Below are 1,095 nucleotides of genomic sequence, written 5' to 3' on the forward strand. Positions count from 1 at the left end.
AGGGCGACCACAAACTCTGACCACAATCTGCCGGTTACGCCGAATCTGCTGAATCAGAACTTTACGCCCACAGCACCTAATCAGGTCTGGGTCGCAGATTCAGTTGTCTAGGCCTTCCGAAATCAACCGACTGAAGGCGCTGGTCGCGAAACTGCAGCGTATGCAGTTCGGTAAAAGCTCAGAAAAACTTCGCGCAAAAACCGAACGGCGGATACAGGAAGCACAGGAGCGAATCAGCGCACTTCAGGAGGAAATGGCGGAAACACTGGGTGAGCAATATGACCCGGTACTGCCATCTTCCCTGCGCCAGTCTTCAGCCCGTAAACCGTTACCAGCCTCACTTCCCCGTGCCCCCCGGGTCATCCGGCCGGAAGAGGAATGCTGTCCGGCCTGTGGTGGTGAACTCAGTCCACTGGGATGTGATGTGTCAGAGCAGCTGGAGCTTATCAGCAGCGCCTTTAAGGTTATCGAAAAACAACGCCCTAAACTGGCCTGTCGCCGGTGCGACCATATCGTGCAGGCACCGGTGCCTTCAAAACCCATTGCACGCAGTTATGCCGGAGCGGGGCTTCTGGCCCATGTTGTTACCGGAAAGTATGCAGACGATCTGCCATTATACCGCCAAAGTGATCTACTATTCCACACAGCTATTTAGCTCTCTTTTTGTTGAGCTCCCATGATTCTTTCATTTATTGTTACTAATTATTTTATGTTATCATGATGTTAGAACACGCTCTGCTCGGTAATGACTCCAACTTATTGATAGTGTTTTATGTTCAGATAATGCCCGATGACTTTGTCATGCAGCTCCACCGATTTTGAGAACGACAGCGACTTCCGTCCCAGCCGTGCCAGGTGCTGCCTCAGATTCAGGTTATGCCGCTCAATTCGCTGCGTATATCGCTTGCTGATTACGTGCAGCTTTCCCTTCAGGCGGGATTCATACAGTGGCCAGCCATCCGTCATCCATATCACCACGTCAAAGGGTGACAGCAAGCTCATAAGACGCCCCTGCGTCGCCATAGTGCGTTCACCGAATACGTGCGCAACAACCGTCTTCCGGAGCCTGTCATACGCGTAAAACAGCCAGCGCTG

2 pseudogenes are annotated in these 1,095 nt (G+C 52.2%); one reads left to right on the forward strand and one right to left on the reverse strand.

Annotated features, from left to right (window positions below):
• Positions 1–112: 112 nt before the first annotated feature.
• Positions 113–634: pseudogene (locus BFF42_RS18290) on the forward strand (transposase domain-containing protein); the annotation flags it as partial.
• Between the two features lie 122 nt (positions 635–756).
• Here the strand turns inward: BFF42_RS18290 and BFF42_RS18295 are convergent.
• Positions 757–1,095, reverse strand: a pseudogene (locus tag BFF42_RS18295) (IS1-like element IS1B family transposase); the annotation flags it as partial.

This window comes from Shigella sp. FC1661, assembly GCF_001712525.1.
Taxonomy (GTDB): domain Bacteria; phylum Pseudomonadota; class Gammaproteobacteria; order Enterobacterales; family Enterobacteriaceae; genus Escherichia; species Escherichia coli.